We start from the raw sequence: 15,307 nt of genomic DNA on the forward strand, positions 1-15,307 counted from the left end.
CTCAGGCGGGTCCGACGTAGTCGACGATCACCTCGCGCCCGGAGCCCAGGATCGTGGCCTCGACCTCGAACACCTCGCGCAGCAGGCCGGAGCTCAAGACCTCGGCCGTTGGGCCGAAGGCCGTCATGCGCCCCTGGCGCAACGCCATGATGTGCGTGGCGTGCCGCGCGGCCAGGGTCAGGTCATGGATGGTCGCCACCACCAGCCGCCCCTCATCCACCGCAAGGCGCCGCAGGCGGGCCACCGTGTCGAGGCGGTGGCGCGGATCGAGGCCCGAGACCGGCTCGTCGGCGAGCAGCACGTCTGGGTTTCCGATGAGCGCCCGGGCCAGCATCGCGCGGGCCAGTTCTCCGCCCGACAGGGTCGTGGCGGCCTGCAAGCGGTGCGCCTGAAGATCGCACGCCTCGATGGCCTGGGTGAGCCTGGGCTCCAGCCCGCCCGGCAGGCCGCCCAGCGCGGGAAGCTGCGGCGTCAGCCCCAGCGCCACCAGATGTTCCACGGAGATCGGCCACTCGGCCCGCAGGCGCTGGGGCAGATAGGCCCGCCGCTGCGCCAGGTCGCGGCCGGCGAAATCCAGGACCGCGCGGCCATCGAGCGCGACCTCGCCGACCTCGGGCTTCAACAAGCCCGCCAGGCAATTCAGCAGCGTCGATTTCCCGGCCCCGTTCGCGCCGATCAACGCCACGAACATGCCCGAGCGCAGGGTGACCGACACGCCGTCGACGATCGCGCGTCCGCCGCGCCGGACACTGATGTCCCGGGCCGCGAGCTCCGTCATGGCGCCATCCTGCGCAGCCGGACCACCAGCCAGAAGAAGAACGGCGTCCCCAGCAGACTGGTGATCACGCCAAGGCGCAGCTCCGAACTGGTGTGCAGCACCCGCGTCCCAATATCGGCCAGCAGCAGGAGCGCCGCGCCGAACAGCGCCGAGGGCAGCATCGTGAGACGCGGCAGGTAGCCTACGAACGGACGCACCAGGTGCGGCGCGATCAGGCCGATGAAGCCGATGGAGCCCGTGACCGAGGTCGCCGCGCCCGCCGCGAGGCCGACGCCGAGCAGGGCGAGCACGCGTGTCCGGTCGAGGTCGACGCCGAGGCTGGCCGCCTGCTCCTCGCCTAGCGCCAGGGCGTCGATGGACCGGCCCAGCGTCGACAGGACCAGGATGCCCGCCAGGATGAACGGGCCCGCCAGCAGGATGTGCTCCCAGCTCTTCTGCGACAGCGAGCCCAGCATCCAGATGCTCATCTCGAAGGCTGCGTAGGGATTGGGGGCGAAGTTGAGCGCCATGGCCAGAAAGGCGGCCATGAGACCCGAGACAGCGGCTCCGGCCAGGATCAGGCTGAGCGTCCCGCCACGCCCCAGCGCGAAGGTCAGCGCCCCGGCCCCCAGCGCCCCCGCCAGCCCCAGGAGCGGGGTCGCCAGGCTGAAGACGGCGGCCAGACCGAAATAGATCGAGATGACCGCCCCCACGGCCGCGCCGCTGGAGACGCCCAGCAGGCCCGGCTCGGCCAGCGGATTGCGCAGCAGCCCTTGCAGCACCGCCCCCGAGAGGCCGAGCGCTCCTCCGACCAGCACCGCCAGGATCGTGCGCGGCAAGCGAAGCTCGGTGATCACCAGGTGCGCGAGGTTGGTGTCGCTGGAGAAGAACCCCTCCACGAGCGCCTGGGGACTGATGTTGACGCGGCCGAGAAACAGCGACGCGAGCGAAGCAGCCGCGAGAAGCCCCAGCGCGATCGCGTTCATCGGGAGACGCCGGTCCGTCATCGCGGACTTCCCGCGCGCGGCGGCAGGGCGTCGAGACGACGGCGCAACTCCACGGCCGCCGTCGCGGACTGCGGAAGGCCGCAGTTGAAGGCCGTTTCCGGATAGGGGATGCGCCGGCCGGCGAATGCCCGGCGAACCACACGATGCCGCGCCTCGTCGTTCTGGAGCAGCGGACGGCCATCGCCCCCGAACAGCAGGGCCTCCGGGTTCGCCGCCAACAGGCGCTCGACATCGAAGCTGGTGTAGGCGCTACCGGGCCGGGCGGCGATGTTGACCGCGCCCGCCGCCGCGAAGATGCGGTTGGCGAAGGTGTCCATGCCTGGAACCGTGGCGCCGCCGTCCCAGGCCACGACCCTTACCGGGCGCGGCGGCGGTCGCGCCGCTAGGGCCGCGAGCTGCGCGTCCATCCCGCCTATGAGGGCTTCGGCCCGCGCGGGCTCGCCGACGGCCGCGCCCACCTGGCGCAGCGACCGGCGGACGTCGGCGAAGTCGCGAACGCTCTTCACCTCCACGATCGGCGCGCCCACCTCGCGGGCGAGGCGTCGCGTGACGGCCAATGAGAAGTCGCCCGTCAGGATCAGGTCAGGACGGAATCTGATGATGTCCTCGGGCGTCCCGTAGTTGACCGCGATCCCGTCGGCCGCGCCGGGAAACAGCGAGCGGGCGCCGTCCCGGGCCAGGTAGGTGACGCCGGCGATCCGCGCCTTCGGAACCAGCTGCAGCACCAGCAGGTCGGTGCACTGGTTCATCGAGAGGATGCGCTGCGGTTTCGCCGCGACCGTCCCCGAGGAGAGGGCCGCGGCGATGGCGATCGCAGCGATGCGCAGGGCGCGTCTCATCGATGCCGGCTCGTCCTCAGAACTTGATCCGCGCGCCGAGTGTGGCGGTGCGGCCCTGCGACGGGAAGCCGAAGACCTCGTAATAGTCCTCGTCGGCCAGGTTCTCGACCCGCCCGAACACCTCGACGCTCTCCGACAGGTCGTAAGCGGCCGCCAGGTTGACGAGGGTGAAGGACGGCAGCACCACCCTGCCGGCGTTTGCGCCCGTGGCCGGCCTGACGTCGGGCAGTGAGGCGGGGAACGGCGCCGCGATCCCCGAGAAGTTCGAGTCCAGCTGCTTGCCGTTGTAGCGCACGGTGAGGTTCACGGTCGCGCGGCCGTCCAGAGGCTTCCAGGTCAAGTTGGCGCTGGCGATGTCCGGGGCCCGCCGGATCTCCTCCAGACCGTTCTCCTCGGCGTCGAGGTGGGTGTAGCTGGCCGTCAGCGATAGCTCACGCGTCATCTCGAGCGTTCCGAACAGCTCCACGCCCGTCTGCTTGGACTTGGAGGTGCGGTTGCACGTGGTGCTGGTCCCCGCCGGCGGGGCGGGGCACGCGGCCGGAAGGCCCGGGCCGCCGAAGTACGAGAAGATCTCGTTCTTCAGGCGGGCGTCGAAATAGGTCGCGCCCAAAGTCGCTCGCCCGTCCCAGAGGGACAGGTCGGCGCCGACCTCCCAGCCTCGCGATGTCTCCGGCTTCAGGTTCGGATTGCCCACGAAGGGGAACGGGCCGGTGGCGTTGAACCCGAACAGCTCGGTCTGGCTGGGGTTCTTGATCCCCGTACCGCCCGCCGCGCGCACCCGAAGCGTCTCGTTGAAGCGGTAGAAGCCCTGTGCCTTCCAGGTCGTCGCGTCCTCGAAGAGGTCGTTGTCGTCGTGGCGCACCGCCCCGCCCACGCCGGCCTTGTCGCCGATCTCCAGGTCGTACTGGGCGACCAGGCCCTTGTTCTCGATCGACCGCCGCGTGGTGTCGGCGCCGGCGCTGGGCGGCGAGGTGTTCTGGTAGGTCTCCTTCTCCCAGTCGAAGGCGCCGGTGATCCGATGCGTCAGCGCCCCCGTCTGCAGGCGGTAGGCGGTGACGTACGACGCCTTCGTGCGCACGCCATCGTCGCCGCTGGCCCGGGCGTTGCCAGCATAGCCCTTCCGCTTCGCGTCCACCCCTTGCACCGAAAGGCTGTGGGTCCACGCGCCATCCAGCAGCGCCAGGTCCCCGCCCACGAGGTAGTAGAGGCTGACGGCGTCGAAGTAGCTTCCGGGACTGTCGACCTGGCCGCGCCCGAAGGCGGAGCTGTTGGTTTCCGCGTGGGTGTCGGTGTAGCGCAGCACGCCGCGCAGCCTGAGCGCCTCGGTGACCTGATAGCCGGCCTTCGCCGAGAACGACTGCAGCTCCGATCCCAGCTTCCGCGTTCCGCCCGGCAGGGTCTGGCCGACATAGCCGTCGGTGCGTTGGACCCCGGCGTTCAGGACCACGTCCAGCGGACCTACCACGGCCGCGTAGCGGGCCGAGCCGCCCAGGGTGTCCTGCGAGCCGAACTCCACCCGCATCCGCCCGCCGGGCGCCTCGGCCGCAGTCGGGGTGATGTAGTTGATAACGCCGGCGACGGCGTCCGAGCCATAGAGCGCGCTCTGGGCGCCGCGCAGGATCTCGATGCGGGCCACGTCGTCGCCCAGCAGGGTGGCGAAGTCGAACTCGCCCAGGAACGGATCGGAGGCCTCCACGCCGTCGATAAGCGTGAGGACGTGATTGCCCTCGGTCCCGCGCACCCGCACCTGGGTCTGGCCGCCGATCGCGCCGGTGCGGCTCACCGCAAAACCGGGCACGTCCCGCAGCACGTCGGAGACGATGCGGACCTGGCGATCCTGCATCTGGATCGGCGTGATGACTGTGACGGACGCGCCCATCCTGTCGGCTTCGACGCCGTCGGCCCCGCGCGTAGCGGTGACGATGACCCCTTCGACATCGGCTCCGGCCTCGTCAGCCCAGGCCGCCGCCGGCTGGCCCAGCAACAGCGCCGCAAGCCCGGCGCTCGTGAAATATCTCCTGGCCATGAAGCGGCCCCCTCTGTCCGGCGTCCAACGACATGCGGAGGACCTCCCGCCTCGCCACCGCGCCGCGGGTCGACAGGCCGGCGGGCATGGACGCCTGGCAGGCGCCGCCGGTCGGTCGAAACGGCCTCCGCCGCTTCTTCGTCGTCGCTCAGACGGAGTTCCGCGCCTTGGAGGTCCACTGCCCCAGAGCTCGAGCGACGCGCACCGGCCGGTTTCCTGGCTCGCGGGTCACAGCGTCAGACGGACACCTTCCCAGGCCCGAAGGCCCAGTGGCTGGCGGCAAAACCGCCAAGTCGTCTGCGCTCACCGCTCACAGTTGCAGGGACAGCTGCAGATCGGGGCTAAGCCCCTACTGCATTCCCGATTAAGCCCGAAGGCTCCGGCGCGCTAAGTGGACGACCCACCAAGGCGGGGGGTCGTCACAGGGCCTCATTGTGGCGTTTTCGACGCCGTGTCCACTCGTTTGGCGGCGCGCGCCGGTCGAAGGTGACGCTGCGGCAACTCACAGCTCGACCATGTCGAAGTCGGCCTTGGCCGTGCCGCACATGGGGCATTCCCAGTTATCCGGGATATCCGCCCAGCGCGTTCCGGGGGCAAGGCCCTCGGCCGGGTCGCCCGCCTCCTCGTCATAGAGGTAACCGCAGGTGCGGCATTGCCAGGTCTTGTAGGGGGCGTCGGTCATGGCCGTCCTTCCGTCCCGAAGCTGAGGCGCAGCGTCGCCAAGCTGGTCTCTCGGATGGGATCGAGATTGAGTTGCGGGTCCACAAGCAGCTGCATCGACAGGCCGAACAGCAGGCTGCCGATCATGAGGGCCGCGGCGTCCGCATCGATCTCGCGTCGGATCGCGCCCTCGGCCTGCCCCTTCCGGACCAGCGCCTCCAGACGCTGCTCGATGCGGCTGTGCTCGTCGGCGAACGCCACGCGAAGTTCGGTAACGTCCGCGACCGCCGCGGACAGCAGCATGAAGTAGGCCCGCCCACCCCGTTCGCCCGACAGGCCACGCAGGTAGACGTCGACGAACGTCAGCACCGCCTCAAGCCCCGGGAGGCCGTCGATGTCGTGCGCGAGCAAGGCGGCCTCCTGCTGTTCGTGGAGGTGGCGGATGACCGCCTCGATCAGGCCCTGCTTGGAGCCGAACCGCTGGGTGGCGAGGCCCCGGCTGTACCCGGCCTCGCGCCCGATGGCGTCGAAGGTGGCGGCGCTCACGCCCTCCCGCGCCACGACGGCGATCGCCGCTTCCACGAGGCTGCGGCCCGATTCGTCGCGCCGTTCGGCCTGGGTCCGGCGGGCCGGCCGCGCGGGCGAGAGCTGGTCCATGCCACCTGCAGTCAGTTATTTGTTGGACGTATATTAACTAGGTGATATCCGTTTCCGCAAGCGCCTCGCAGCGGCGCGCATGTCGAGGAAGCGAAGCGATGATGATCCCCCAGGACCTGGCCGAAACGATCGTCGACCCGCGGGCCTATCAGGATCGCCGTCGCAGCGACGAGGCGTTCCGCCGCCTGCGCGCCGAGGCGCCGCTGGCGGTCGCCCAGCCGCAGGGGTTCGATCCGTTCTGGGCGGTCACGCGCTTCGACGACATCCAGGCCGTCGAGAAGCAGAACGAGCTGTTCCACAATGGCGACCGCTCGACCGTCGTCACCACCATCGAAGCGGACAAAAAGGTGCGCGCCATGATGGGGGGCTCGCCGCACCTGGTGCGCTCGCTGGTCCAGATGGACAACCCCGACCACTTCGCCTACCGGCGCCTGACCCAGGCCTGGTTCCTGCCGCAGAACCTGCGGGGTCTCGAAGCCCGCATCCGCGAGATCGCGAAGGGCTTCGTCGATCGGATGGCCGCCCAGGGCGGGCGCTGTGACTTCGCCCGCGACGTGGCCTTCCTCTATCCGCTGCACGTGATCATGGAGGTCCTGGGCGTTCCGGAGGTCGACGAGCCCCGGATGCTGAAGCTGACCCAGGAGCTGTTCGGCAGCGCCGACCCGGACGTGAACCGGTCGGGCCAGTCGCTGACCGACACCGACCAGGCGCTGGCCTCGCTGCAGGCCACGGTCATGGACTTCATGACCTACTTCAACGCCGTCACCGAGGATCGCCGGCGTAACCCGCGCAACGACCTGGCCAGCGTCATCGCCAACGGCGCCATCGAGGGCCAGCCGCTCGGCCACCTGGAGGCGATGAGCTACTACATCATCGCCGCCACCGCCGGCCACGACACCACCTCAAACACCACTGCGGGCGCCCTCTGGGCCCTCTGCCAGCACCCCGAGCAGTTCCGCAAGCTGAAGGCGGACCTGTCGCTGATCCCGGGCCATGTGGAGGAGTCGATCCGCTGGGAGACGCCGGTGAAGCACTTCATGCGGACCGCCACCGACGACACCGAACTCGCCGGCCAGAAGATCGCCAAGGGCGACTGGCTGATGCTCTGCTACCCGTCCGGCAACCGCGACGAGGCGCACTTCACCGACCCCTTCCGGTACGACATCGAGCGGAGCCCGAACAAGCACGTCGCGTTCGGCTACGGCGCCCACGTCTGCCTGGGCCAGCACCTGGCGCGGATGGAGATGCGGATCCTCTGGGAGGAGCTGTTGCCGCGGCTTGAAAGCGTGGAGCTCGACGGTGAGCCGACGCGGACGGCGGCCAGCTTCGTCTGCGGCCCCAAGTCGGTGCCCATCCGCTTCAAAATGCACTGACCCGCGGGGCGTCAGTCGCCCTGCAACAGCCCGTTGAGGCGATAGGCGGCCGCCACGGCCCCACCCCTGGCTGCGACCAGTGCGCTCTGCGCCGCCAGCGCTTCGCGTTCGGCGTCGAGCAGGTCGAGCGCCGGCTTCTGGCCCACGCGGACCTCGTTGCGGACGCTGTCCAGCGCGCTGGCTGCCGCCGTCGCCTGATCCGCCGCGGCGCCCATCACCGCACGCGATGTCTCGACCTCTTCCCAGGCGCCGATCACGGCCTCCCGCACCTGGGCGCGGGTCGCGTCCAGCGCGGCGCGCGCCCCGCGCGCCCCCGCGCGGGCCTCGTCCACCCGTCCATTGATCGCCCCACCGGCGAAGAGCGTCCACCGACCCTGGATTCCGATCGTGAGGTCGTCGGCGCGATAGCCGGGAAAGAACCTGTCCCGGGTCGTGCTGGCCGTCGCCGCCAGGGCCACGCTCGGCAGCCGCTCGGCCTGCGCGTAGCGAACGCCGGCGTCGGCCGCGCGCGACGCCGCTGCGGCCGCCAGCAGCATCGGGCTGGTCCGCTCGGCCCTGGCCAGGGCCTCATCCAGCGACGTGGGCGTGGCGGGTGGAGACGGCAGCGGCTCGAGACCTTCCGGCGGCGCGCCGACCACCGACACGAACCTCGCCCGCGCCCGCGCGACATCGCCGCTCGCACGCGCCAGATCCGCCCGCGCCCCGGCTTGGCGCGCCAGAGCCTGGGCCACATCGGTCCTCGGGACTTCGCCGCCCCCGAACCGCAGCTCCGTCTGCCGCGCGATCTCGCCGGTCTGACGGACGTGGGCCTCGTTCAGCCGCAGGATCTCGCCTGCGCTCAGCACCGCGACATAGGCCTCCGCAGCCTGGGCGGCCAGCAGCGCCCGGTCGCCGGCGACCTGGGCCAGAGCCGCTTCACGCGCTTCGCGGGCCCGGGCCACGGCGGCGGTGGCGCCGCCGCCGGTGAAGAGAGGCTGCCGAACCTCCAGCGCCGCCCCGCGGGGAGACACGTCCGCGCCGCGGAAGCCGAAGAAGCCGCCGAGGTCGGTCGTCCCCTCTCCGGCGTCGGCCGAGAGGGTCAGGCTGGGTAGCCGGGCGGCACGCGCCTGCGCCAGACGCGCATCGGCGCCTTCGGCCTGCGCCCGCGACTGGGCGAGCGCCGGATTGTTCCGCTTGGCGAGCGCGATCGCTTCCGGAAGCGACAACGCCAAGGCGCTCTGCGGCGCGGCGAGCCATGCCGCCAGCCCGAGCGCGAGGAGCGCGCGGGCCGGGGTCAACGGAAGGCGACCCCGGGCCTGATCCCGAGCTTCTTGAACACGATCGCCGCCGGACAGAAGCCGGTGAAGGCCGCCTGCAACATGTTCAGGCCCGCGAACACGGAGAGGGCGATCCACCAGGGATGGACGTAGTGGGCGAGCGCCACGCCGAGAAGAACGACGCAGCCGGCAAAGGCCAGGACCGCACGGTCGATCGTCATGCCGAAGTTCCTCGCGACGCCCGGTCGTTGGCCCGGACGAAAGCCTGGCGCGCCCAGGCGACGATCTGCGGACGCATCGCGCGTCAGCCCTTGATCTTCCGCAGGCCCATCACATCCAGGGCCAGCCTCTCGTAGAAGGGCTCGCTCTCGCCGCGCTTGATCTTGCCCAGGAAGTATTTTTCGAACGCCACCTTGGCGAGGTGGATCCACTTGCCGCTCGCCGACCAGTTGACGTTGCGCGGCGGGATCTGCGGCTGGGCGACGAAGGCCACGCCGCCGTCGCCGAAGTCGGCCAGGCAAAAGGCGTTCCAGGTCGCCTCGTGCGTCGGCGGCTGGCCGTCGACGATCTGGGCCAGGTTGCGGGCGATGGCGGTGACCATGCTCTCGATCATGAAGCCGGTTTTGGGCACGCCCACCGGCACCGGCGTCTTGCCTGTTGGCGGGATCGCGACGCAGACGCCCAGGGCGAGAACGTTCGGGAAAGCCGGATTGCGCTGGTGCTTGTCGATCACGATGAAGCCGCGGGGATTGGTGAGCCCCTCGACACCCCGTACGGCGGCGACGCCTCGGAAGGCCGGAAGCATCATCGAAAAGGCGAACGGCAGCGCGTGCGTGGCCTTTACCGAGCCGTCGTCGGCGATCTCTTCGACGTGCATGACGCCGGCGTCCACCGAAGCGACCTTGGCGTTGGTTACCCACTTGATGTGGCGCTCGCGCATCTCGCTTTCGAGCAGCCCCTTGGTGTCGCCGACCCCGTCCAGGCCGAGGTGCCCGATGTAGGGCTCGGAGGTGACGAAGGTCATCGGAACCTTGTCGCGGATCTTCCGCCGCTTCAGCTCGGTGTCCAAGATCATCGCGAACTCGTAGGCCGGGCCGAAGCAGGACGCCCCTTGCACCGCGCCCACCACGATCGGCCCCGGCGCCTCGACGAAGCGGTCGAACGCAGCGGCGGCGGCCTCGGCGTGATCGACATGGCAGACCGATTGGGTGAAACCGCCGTGCGGCCCTAGGCCCGCGATCTCGTCGAAGGCCAGCTCTGGCCCGGTGGCGATGATGAGGTAGTCGTAGTCGACCGCGCTTCCGTCGTTCAGCTCAAGATGGTTCTCCGCCGGGACGACCTGTCTGGCGCCGACGCCGGTGAACGCGATGCCGCGCGCCTTGAAAACCGGCGGCAGCTTGACTTCGATCGCGCCGCGCTTGCGCCAGTGGACGGCCACCCAGGGGTTCGACGGGACGAAGTGGAAGGTGTCGCCCTGAGACACCACGCTGACCTCGGCCTTGTCGCCGAGCGCATCCTTGACCTCGAAGGCGGCGATCGCGCCACCGAGGCCGGCGCCCAGGACGACGATACGTGGCTTGGCCATAGTCGGTCTCCTCGATGGCCTGCGGCAGCCGGCGGTGAATGTCCGCCTGTGTCGGCCCCGTGGCTTTGATCAGGATCACGTCGCAGACCGCCTTGCGGCCGTAGGGTGTCCTTCACGATGCTTGACTGAATATTTGAATGAACGCATATACGCAACTATGAAATTGGACGCTCACGCCATGAAGGCCTCGGCCGACGATGCGTGCGCCCTGCTCAAGGCGCTGGCGAACCCGCATCGTCTGATGATCGTCTGCACCCTGATCGAGGGTGAGCAGTCGGTGGGTGCGCTCGCCCAGCTGCTGGGCGTGCGCGAGACCCTGGCGTCGCAACACCTCGGCCTGCTCCGCCGCGACGGCCTGGTCGCCGCGCGACGCGATGGGCAGACCATCTACTACGCCCTGCAGAGCGGCCGGGCCCGCGCGCTCGTCGAGACCCTTTCCAATCAGTTCTGTGCGGTCGCCGACCGCGCGCCCTCCTGAAGGAGCCTCTCCATGTTCGGAGCCCCCAAGACCAAGGACCTGACGCCGCAGCAGGTGAAGGCCGGGCTGGACGCCCACCAGATCCTGCTGGTCGACGTGCGCGAGCCGGCCGAATTCGCCGCCGAGAAGATCGCCGGCGCCGTGAACATTCCGCTCTCGACCTTCGATCCGGCCGCCCTTCCCGATCCCGCCGGCAAGACGATCGTGCTGCAGTGCGCCGGCGGCAAGCGGTCGGCCATGGCGGTGGATCAGTGCCGCAAGGCCGATCAGGCGATCGAGACACACCTGGCCGGGGGCCTCGCGGCTTGGAAGGCCGCTGGCCTCCCCACGGTCGGCGGCTAGCCGTCGATCACAAGAGGGGCGCGGGAGGGCAGGCCATGGCATCGAGCCGTCGTTTGATCATCGGGTTGGGCGCCGCCTTGCTGCTCAGCGCTTGCGGCGAGGCCAAGCCGCCGGCCCCCGCCGCGCAGACTGCGCCCACGGCCGGTCGTCTCACCGTGCGCCCACAGGTCGTCGCCGACGAGAAGCCCGTGCCAGGCGTCCTGACCACCCGCGACATGGCCGAGGCGCGCGCACGCATCTCCGGCGTTCTCGTCGCCCTCGCGGTGAAGGAAGGCGACGTGGTCCGCCAGGGGCAGTTGATCGCCCGGGTCAAGGACGACCGGCTGGCGTTGCAGACCGGCGCCTTCGACGCCCAGGTGTCGGCGGCCGCGGCCGAGGCGGCCCGGGCGCAGGCCGACTTGGCCCGCACGCGCGACCTGTTCTCTCACGGCGTCTATGCCCAGGCCCGCCTCGACCAGGTCGAGGCCCAGGCCAAGGCGGCGAACGCCCACCTGGCGGCGGCCCGCGCCCAGCGCGGCGCCAGCGCCGAACTGGGCGCCCAGGGCGCGATCCTGGCGCCGGCCGCCGGCCGCGTGCTGATCGCCGATGTGCCCGTGGGATCGGTAGTCATGGCGGGCCAATCGGTCGCCCGGATCACGGCCGGGCCGATGGTCGTGCGGATCGAGCTGCCGGAAGGCCAGGCCCGGGCGCTAAGGGTTGGCGACGCCGTGCAGCTGGCTGCCGAGGACCTGCGCGGCGTCGCCACGCGAGGGACGATTACCCAGGTCTATCCATCCGTCGCCGGCGGACAGGTCACGGCCGACGTCAGCGCGCCCGGCCTGCCGCAGGATCTGGTTGGTCAGCGCGTGCGCGCCAGGATCAAGATCGGCGAGCGCCAGGCCCTGGTGGCGCCGCGGGCCTACGTCGTCACCCGCTTCGGGATCGACTACGTCCGCCTGGTCCGCCCCGACGGCACGGTCTCGGAGACCCCGGTCCAGACCACCGCCGGTCCCGCCGCAGACAAGGTCGAGATCCTGGCCGGGCTGCGGCCTGGTGACGTCCTGACGCCGGCCGGGCCGGTCAGATGAACCTGGGCATCTCCGGACGGCTGACCAAGGCGACCATCCGCTCGCCCCTGACCCCGCTCTTACTGCTGGCGGCCATCGCGGTCGGCTTGCTGGCCCTGGTGTCGATCCCCCGCGAGGAGGAGCCGCAGATCAGCGTCCCCATGGTCGACATCATGGTGGCCGCCCCGGGCCTGCGCGCGCCCGACGCCGTGGAGCTGGTGGGCAAGCCGCTTGAGACGATCGTCAAGAGCGTGGCCGACGTGGAGCACGTCTACACCTTCGCCGACGACAACCAGGTAATGGTCACGGCGCGCTTCAAGGTTGGCGTCGACCCGGACGCCGCCGCGGTCCGCATCCACGAGAAGGTCCGCGCCAACTACGACCGCATCCCCTCCGGCATCCCCGAGCCGCTGATCCAGACCCGGGGCATCAACGATGTGCCGAGCCTGGTGCTGACGCTGTCGCCGAGGCCCGGCGCGGCGGGCGAGTGGACCGACCAGGCGCTCTACGAGCTCGCGGGCAAGCTGCGAACCGAGGTCTCCAAGGTCGAGGACGTCGGCCTGACCTTCATCGTCGGCGGCCGGCCGCAGGAGATCCGGGTCGAGCCCGATCCCGCGCGGCTCGCCCAGCATGGCGTCTCGCTCGGCGCGCTCATGGACACCATACGGCAAGCGAACCGGGCGTTCCCCGCGAGCCAGGTGCGCAACGGCGGACAGGCCGTCGACGTCACGGCCGGACGAACCCTGACCAGCGCCACCGAGATCGGCCTGCTCGCCCTCCCCTCCGCCAAGGGCGAGGCGGTCTATGTGCGCGATGTCGCCCGCGTGATCGAAGCGCCGCGCGAGGATCAGGCCCGCGCCTGGCGCTACGCCAGGGCCGGCCAAGGGTGGAGCGAGGCTCCGGCCGTCAGCCTGGCCATCGCCAAGCGCAAGGGCGCCAACGCCGTCGTCGTCTCGGAGGCGGTGCTCGCCCGGGTGGAGGCGCTTCAGGGCTCGCTTCTCCCCGACAGCCTCAGCGTCGCGGTGACCCGAGACTACGGGGCGACGGCCAACGAGAAGGCCAACGAGCTCCTCTTCCACCTCGGGCTCGCCACCGTGTCGATCGTGATCCTGATCGGCTTTGCGATCGGCTGGCGCGAGGCGGGGGTGACCGCAGTGGTCATCCCGACGACCATTCTGCTGACGCTCTTCGCGTCGAACCTGATGGGCTACACCATCAACCGGGTCAGCCTGTTCGCGCTGATCTTCTCCATCGGCATCCTCGTCGACGACGCCATCGTCATGATCGAGAACATCGCCCGCCACTGGGCGATGGGCGACGGACGAGCCCGCGTCGACGCCGCCGTCGATGCGGTGGCCGAGGTCGGAAACCCCACCGTGGTCGCGACCCTGACGGTGGTGTCGGCGCTCCTGCCGATGCTGTTCGTCTCCGGCCTGATGGGGCCCTACATGGCGCCGATCCCGGTCAACGCCTCGGCCGCGATGGTCTTCTCGTTCTTCGTGGCCGTGGTGATCGCGCCCTGGCTGATGGTTCGCTTCGCGCGCAAGACGCTGGCGGCGGGGCACGGGGGCCACGGCGAAGGCAAGCTCGAGGCGATCTATCGCCGGGTCGCAGGCCGCGTGATCGCCACGCGCCGGAGCGCCTGGACCTTCCTGATCGCGGTGGGCGTCGCGACGCTGCTGGCCTGCGCCATGTTCGCCACCAAGACCGTCACCGTGAAGCTCCTGCCGTTCGACAACAAGTCGGAGCTGCAGGTCGTGCTCGACATGCCCGAAGGCACGTCGCTGGAGGCGACGCAGCGCGCGCTCGCTGACGCGGCCATCGTCACCCGAAGCCTGCCGGAGGTGGTCGCCATCGACGCCTACGCCGGCACGGCCTCGGCTTTCAATTTCAACGGCCTCGTCCGCCACTACTACATGCGCAACCGTCCGGAGATGGGAGATCTCTCGGTGGCCCTCGCGGCCAAGGACGAACGCGACCGCAACAGCCACGCCATCGCCCTCGACCTCCGCCGCAAGCTGGCCGACGTCCGGCTGCCGGCCGGCGCGGCGATCAAGGTGGTCGAAGCGCCGCCGGGGCCGCCGGTCATGGCGACCCTTCTGGCCGAGATCTATGGGCCGGACGCAGCGACCCGGCGCGCGGTGGCCGAGCGGGTGAAAGCCGCCTTCCACGCGGTTCCGTACATCGTCGACGTCGACGACAGCTACGGCCAGCCGCGGCCGGGACTGCGGCTCGTCCCCGACCGAGACCGCCTCGAGGCGCGCAAGGTGGCCGACCGGGACGTCTACGACTCCGTCGCCGCCGCGCTCGGCGGACAGGTGGTCGGCTACGCCCACCGGGGCGAGGGCCGCGATCCCCTGGAAATCTCCGTGCGGCTGCCGCAGTCGGCGCGCACCTGGGGCGAGGGCCTGGCGTCGATGCCGGTGGCCCAGTCGCAAGGCGCGGGCGGCCGGCTGGTGTCGCTGGGCGAGGTCGCCACCGCCTCGGCCGAGCCGGGTTCGACCCACATCTTCCGCCGCGACGGCCGCGACGTGGACATGGTGATGGGCGAACTGGCCGGAGCCTACGAGGCGCCGATCTACGGGATGATGGCTGTCGACAAGGCGCTCCGCGAGGCTGACTGGAAATCCGTGCCCGAACCCGCCATCCGCCTGCACGGGCAACCGGCGGACGAGAGCAAACCCACGGTCCTGTGGGACGGCGAATGGGAGATCACCTGGGTGACCTTCCGCGACATGGGCGCGGCGTTCGGCGTGGCGATCCTGGGCATCTACGTCCTGGTGGTGGCCCAGTTCAAAAGCTTCCGCCTGCCGCTGGTCATCCTGACGCCGATCCCGCTGACGCTGGTGGGCATCGTCGTCGGCCACATCCTGTTCCGGGCGCCGTTCACCGCCACCTCGATGATCGGCTTCATCGCCCTGGCCGGCATCATCGTGCGGAACTCGATCCTGCTCGTGGACTTCATCCGCCACAGCCAGACCGAAGGCCGGCCGCTGCGCGAGGTGCTGCTGGAGGCCGGGGCGATCCGCTTCAAGCCCATCGCGCTCACCGCTGCGGCGGCCATGATCGGCGCGGCGGTCATCCTCACCGATCCCATCTTCCAGGGGCTCGCGATCTCCCTGCTGTTCGGCCTGGCGTCATCCACCCTGCTGACGGTGCTGGTGATCCCGGCCATCTATGTGGTTCTGCGCGACGACGGCGTTCCGCTCCCGGCGGCAGCGGCGCGATGACGTGCGCCGGCGGCTCCGCGCCGCGGCGTCTTGATCTTGCCTGCGTATCTT

The 15,307-nt window shown here is 70.4% G+C and carries 14 protein-coding genes and 1 riboswitch; of the genes, 5 read left to right on the plus strand and 9 right to left on the minus strand.

From position 1 onward, the window contains the following. Position 1: 1 nt before the first annotated feature. The 6 genes from A2790_RS01750 to A2790_RS01775 all read right to left on the minus strand — a co-directional run bounded on the left by A2790_RS01750 (position 2) and on the right by A2790_RS01775 (position 5,946). The gene (locus A2790_RS01750; protein ID WP_293386988.1) at positions 2-778 is read right to left on the minus strand and encodes an ABC transporter ATP-binding protein; all 777 of its coding nucleotides are present in this window, start codon (positions 776-778) and stop codon (positions 2-4) included. Continuing rightward, the gene (locus A2790_RS01755) at positions 775-1,743 is read right to left on the minus strand and encodes an iron ABC transporter permease (RefSeq protein WP_293386989.1); all 969 of its coding nucleotides are present in this window, start codon (positions 1,741-1,743) and stop codon (positions 775-777) included. The genes A2790_RS01750 and A2790_RS01755 overlap by 4 nt, the downstream gene beginning before the upstream one ends. Positions 1,744-1,760: 17 nt before the next feature. Further along, complete coding sequence (locus A2790_RS01760) at positions 1,761-2,603, minus strand: ABC transporter substrate-binding protein (protein ID WP_293386990.1); 843 nt, start codon at positions 2,601-2,603, stop codon at positions 1,761-1,763. 16 nt (positions 2,604-2,619) lie between these two features. Continuing rightward, complete coding sequence (locus A2790_RS01765) at positions 2,620-4,629, minus strand: TonB-dependent receptor (RefSeq protein ID WP_293386991.1); 2,010 nt, start codon at positions 4,627-4,629, stop codon at positions 2,620-2,622. A 188-nt stretch (positions 4,630-4,817) separates the two neighbouring features. Further along, positions 4,818-5,028, minus strand: a riboswitch (cobalamin riboswitch). A 103-nt stretch (positions 5,029-5,131) separates the two neighbouring features. Next, positions 5,132-5,311 (minus strand): rubredoxin, encoded by a 180-nt coding sequence (locus tag A2790_RS01770; protein WP_293386992.1) that lies wholly within the window; start codon positions 5,309-5,311, stop codon positions 5,132-5,134. After that, positions 5,308-5,946 carry a TetR/AcrR family transcriptional regulator gene (locus tag A2790_RS01775; protein ID WP_293386993.1) on the minus strand — a complete coding sequence of 213 codons (639 nt, stop codon included), beginning with the start codon at positions 5,944-5,946 and terminating at the stop codon, positions 5,308-5,310. The genes A2790_RS01770 and A2790_RS01775 overlap by 4 nt, the downstream gene beginning before the upstream one ends. A 98-nt stretch (positions 5,947-6,044) precedes the next feature. Between A2790_RS01775 and A2790_RS01780 the strand changes: the two genes are divergently transcribed. Next, positions 6,045-7,319, plus strand: a complete 1,275-nt coding sequence (locus tag A2790_RS01780; protein ID WP_293386994.1) for a cytochrome P450 — start codon at positions 6,045-6,047, stop codon at positions 7,317-7,319. An 11-nt stretch (positions 7,320-7,330) separates the two neighbouring features. On the opposite strand, the gene A2790_RS01785 is transcribed toward A2790_RS01780, so the two are convergent. The 3 genes from A2790_RS01785 to A2790_RS01795 all read right to left on the minus strand — a co-directional run bounded on the left by A2790_RS01785 (position 7,331) and on the right by A2790_RS01795 (position 10,160). Further along, the gene (locus tag A2790_RS01785) at positions 7,331-8,596 is read right to left on the minus strand and encodes a TolC family outer membrane protein (protein WP_293386995.1); all 1,266 of its coding nucleotides are present in this window, start codon (positions 8,594-8,596) and stop codon (positions 7,331-7,333) included. Then, entirely contained in the window at positions 8,593-8,796 is a 204-nt protein-coding gene (locus A2790_RS01790; protein ID WP_293386996.1) for a DUF2892 domain-containing protein, read from the minus strand. Before A2790_RS01790 ends, A2790_RS01785 begins: the two co-directional genes overlap by 4 nt. Before the next feature lie 83 nt (positions 8,797-8,879). After that, positions 8,880-10,160 carry an FAD-dependent oxidoreductase gene (locus A2790_RS01795; RefSeq protein WP_293386997.1) on the minus strand — a complete coding sequence of 427 codons (1,281 nt, stop codon included), beginning with the start codon at positions 10,158-10,160 and terminating at the stop codon, positions 8,880-8,882. Positions 10,161-10,317: 157 nt separating this feature from the next. Here A2790_RS01795 and A2790_RS01800 point away from each other — a divergent pair, with 157 nt between their 5' ends. The 4 genes from A2790_RS01800 to A2790_RS01815 are packed head-to-tail and all read left to right on the plus strand — an operon-like array spanning position 10,318 to position 15,256. Then, entirely contained in the window at positions 10,318-10,638 is a 321-nt protein-coding gene (locus A2790_RS01800; protein WP_293386998.1) for a metalloregulator ArsR/SmtB family transcription factor, read from the plus strand. Positions 10,639-10,650: 12 nt separating this feature from the next. Further along, positions 10,651-10,980 (plus strand): rhodanese-like domain-containing protein, encoded by a 330-nt coding sequence (locus A2790_RS01805; RefSeq protein ID WP_293386999.1) that lies wholly within the window; start codon positions 10,651-10,653, stop codon positions 10,978-10,980. A 35-nt stretch (positions 10,981-11,015) separates the two neighbouring features. Beyond that, the gene (locus A2790_RS01810) at positions 11,016-12,047 is read left to right on the plus strand and encodes an efflux RND transporter periplasmic adaptor subunit (RefSeq protein ID WP_293387000.1); all 1,032 of its coding nucleotides are present in this window, start codon (positions 11,016-11,018) and stop codon (positions 12,045-12,047) included. Then, positions 12,044-15,256 (plus strand): efflux RND transporter permease subunit, encoded by a 3,213-nt coding sequence (locus A2790_RS01815; RefSeq protein ID WP_293387001.1) that lies wholly within the window; start codon positions 12,044-12,046, stop codon positions 15,254-15,256. Before A2790_RS01810 ends, A2790_RS01815 begins: the two co-directional genes overlap by 4 nt. Positions 15,257-15,307 lie beyond the last annotated feature (51 nt).

This window comes from Phenylobacterium sp. RIFCSPHIGHO2_01_FULL_69_31, from assembly GCF_001824475.1.
Lineage (GTDB): Bacteria > Pseudomonadota > Alphaproteobacteria > Caulobacterales > Caulobacteraceae > Phenylobacterium.